Source organism: Sulfurimonas sp. (assembly GCF_032250635.1).
Lineage (GTDB): Bacteria > Campylobacterota > Campylobacteria > Campylobacterales > Sulfurimonadaceae > Sulfurimonas.
In genome coordinates this window covers 1-3070 of record NZ_JAVVFL010000231.1, presented here as the reverse complement: position 1 = coordinate 3070, position 3070 = coordinate 1, and the positions used below count along the sequence as shown (strand labels likewise).

Below are 3070 nucleotides of genomic sequence, written 5' to 3'. Positions count from 1 at the left end.
GTTTTGGCAATTCAATATTTACGGTAAGATTTGCACCTTTTGGTATCTCTTTGGCACCTAAAACAAATTTTGCATCAGGCATGCCCTAAGCTCCAATACTATCTTTTTTTAATTTTCTTCTCTTCGTGTTTGTTTCACATTTCGGAGTTACGTTTTCTGCAATATAGTCCATGATTTTTCCGGCGATATCTATCTTTGTAGATTTTTCAATCCCCTCTAATCCCGGTGAAGAGTTTACCTCCATGACTAAAGGACCTCTTGCTGAAGGTATCATATCAACCCCGCAAACTCCAAGACCCATCGCTTTTGCGGCAGCCAGCGCCGTTGTTTTCTCTTTTCTAGAGAGTTTATGAGCAGTTGCACTCCCTCCCTGATGGAGGTTTGAGCGGAAATCACCCTCTGCACCTTGCCTTTTCATAGCACCGACCACTTTTCCCCCCACTACGAGAACTCTTATATCGGCTCCGCCTGCCTCTTCTATATACTCTTGAACAAGAAGATTTACATCCATCCCGTAAAATGCGTCTAGTACAGACTTTGCCGCCTTCTCACTGTCTACTAAAACTACTCCGACCCCTTGCGTTCCTTCAAGTATCTTGAGTATCAGCGGCGCCCCTCCGCTTAGTTCAATAACATCTTTTGCATTTGACTTGTTAGAAGCAAAAACTGTTTTTGGCATATCTACACCGTTTTTTGAGAGTATCTGAAGGCTTCTAAGTTTGTCCCTGCTTCTTGCCAGAGCCAGATTTCCCGATGTTGAAAAGGTAGACATCATCTCAAAGTGCCTTACCATGGCAGTTCCGTAAAAAGTTCTGCTCGCTCCGATTCTTGGAATAATGGCATCTGGAGCGGGAAGCTCTTTACCTTGATAGTTGATTTTAAGCTCGCCCTTTGCTATCTCAATGCTGCATTTTAGATAGTCAATCACTCTGACTTCCCAGTCTCTTGCCTGAGCGGCTTCAACCAATCTTTTTGTAGAGTATAGTTCTTTGTTTCTTGATAATATATAGACTCTCATATTTTTCCCTCTATTAGATTGTTTTTGTAAGATATTCTTTTGAAACATCAACTAAAAATTTGTTTGCTAAAAATTTTTTGCCAATCAGCATAGGGTACTTCATGTCTGAGCGGTTTGTAAGAGATATAACTGTTTTATAGGTTTTTCCAAAAAACTCAATATCGACCCGGATTGAGGGTCTGTGCTGCAGTTCTCCGTTTGAGCTGCGGACTTTTTTCATAGCATAGAGAGGAACAGCCATTTTTTTCCCATTGTATGCCGCATGCACTTCATCCAATAGTTTAAAATGTACAATATCGTCTTCATCTACAAATATATCGTCGCAGTGTAGAGCGTTTGAGTCGGCACCGGTATCAATTTTTACATCAAGATCATAAAGATCCAAATCAGGAATGGATATAAGCTCTTTGGTACCGATAATTTTTTTCTCTCTCATTAAGCAAATCCGATATTTTATGTTGATTATAGCATATTCAACAGCAAGATAATTTAAAAAACGGGGACTCTTAAAGTTATTTTTAGCAAAAAAAAAATCATTAGAGAGTATAATTTTGTATAAAATATATTGTAGATAGTAGTGGCTTTATGCTAAAAGAGATTAATCCGCAGAGGGACGCGGAATATATATTTGTTAAGAGGGCAAATATGACGTTTAAAGATTTAGAGTTTATCTTAGAGTTAAATGGTGTGATGAGAGAAGATGTCGATTACATTTTGGATTTTGGCAAAAAAAATGGTATAGATGTAGAACAAATTGATGATGAACTCAACAAGATGGGGTATGAGAGAATAGTTGAGAACGAACTTGAGAACTCTTGGGATGATGAAGATGATGAGTATGAACCTGTCGAGAAGTTTTCACATAGAAATAAATTTGTAGAGGATTACGACTAAAGAAAGAGGGTATCAGTAGCGTGCAGTTTGCTACTGATAAAAAGTTTAGTTTTTATTTTCTGTTTTAGCTTTTGGCTCAAAGAGAGTCCCAAGCGTGTGTTTACCATCAATAAGAAAAGATTTTGCAGCACTTAAATCAAACCCGTTGCACAAGAGCATTCTTTTTCCGCGTTTTATTAAAAAATCTGCAGCTTTGAGTTTTGTTACAATTCCGCCGGTTGCAAACTCATTATTTGCCGTTGATGTGTCCGCAAGTGCTTCTTTTGGCAGTTCATTTACGATTTTATAAAGTTTGGCGTCTTTAAACTCTTGTGGATTTTTGTCATAATATCCGTCAATATCGCTTAAAATCACTAAAAGTTCGGCATTAGTCGCATAAGCTACATTTGCCGAGAGCTGGTCATTGTCTCCAAAAAGCTGTTCAGGAGTGGATGTAATATCGTTCTCATTTACTATTGGTAAAATATCATTTTCAAGATGTGCATCTATAATCTCTTGAAACATTTTAGTACGCTTTCTTGAGTCAAAATCATCTTCAGTAAGTAGAATCTGCGCCGTGGTAATGTCATAAATATCAAATTTTCTTTTGTACGCACTCATCAAAATAGGCTGTCCTGCGGCGGCGAGAGCCTTTTTGCCAATCTGTTTTCTTTTGTCAAGTTTTAGTATGGAGTAACCGGCTGCAACTGCTCCTGATGTTACCAAGATGACGCTATATTTCTTCTTGAGCATTATGATAAGTGTGACGAGATTTAACATACGCTCTTTTGCGATTTCATTATTTTCTGTCAGAACGGCTGTTCCGACTTTGATAACAACTCTTTTCATTTATTTTCCTTTGAATTACGCAACTCTTTTATTTTCAAGAGAGCTTTTGACCCCTATTGTAACAAGTTAAAGATTTAGTTTTTATTAGCTTTAGAGCTAAATAAGCAAAGTCCACAGATAGGTAAAAGTTAAATTTTTTAGACTTCTCCTTATATTAAATTATGATAGAATTACGCTAATATAATGATTGATAGGACTTTTTTTATGCAAAACCAAACTTCTTTGGCAAAATTGAATGACAAGGTTTCAGCTATCGTCCAGCGGTACAATTCTCAAAAAGAGGAGAATGAGGTGCTAAGACTAGAGTTAGTAAAACTCAAAGCCGAGAGT

Annotated in this window: 4 protein-coding genes; 1 reads left to right on the top strand and 3 read right to left on the bottom strand. The window is 37.3% G+C overall.

The window, feature by feature from the left end; translation table 11 throughout:
* Nucleotides 1–85: 85 nt before the first annotated feature.
* Complete coding sequence (gene rimK, locus RQ763_RS11090) at nt 86–1018, bottom strand: 30S ribosomal protein S6--L-glutamate ligase (protein WP_294932434.1); 933 nt, start codon at nt 1016–1018, stop codon at nt 86–88.
* Between the two features lie 13 nt (nt 1019–1031).
* A complete protein-coding gene (locus tag RQ763_RS11085) occupies nt 1032–1454 on the bottom strand; it encodes an ATP-dependent zinc protease (protein ID WP_314153033.1) in 423 nt (140 codons plus the stop codon).
* A gap of 149 nt (nt 1455–1603) precedes the next feature.
* On the opposite strand from RQ763_RS11085, the gene RQ763_RS11080 reads away from it, so the two are divergent.
* The gene (locus tag RQ763_RS11080) at nt 1604–1912 is read left to right on the top strand and encodes a hypothetical protein (protein WP_314153031.1); all 309 of its coding nucleotides are present in this window, start codon (nt 1604–1606) and stop codon (nt 1910–1912) included.
* 45 nt (nt 1913–1957) lie between these two features.
* Here RQ763_RS11080 and proB read toward each other — a convergent pair whose 3' ends face one another.
* Nucleotides 1958–2740: a glutamate 5-kinase gene (gene proB, locus RQ763_RS11075; RefSeq protein WP_314153030.1), complete on the bottom strand. Its 783-nt coding sequence runs from the start codon at nt 2738–2740 to the stop codon at nt 1958–1960.
* Nucleotides 2741–3070: the final 330 nt, after the last annotated feature.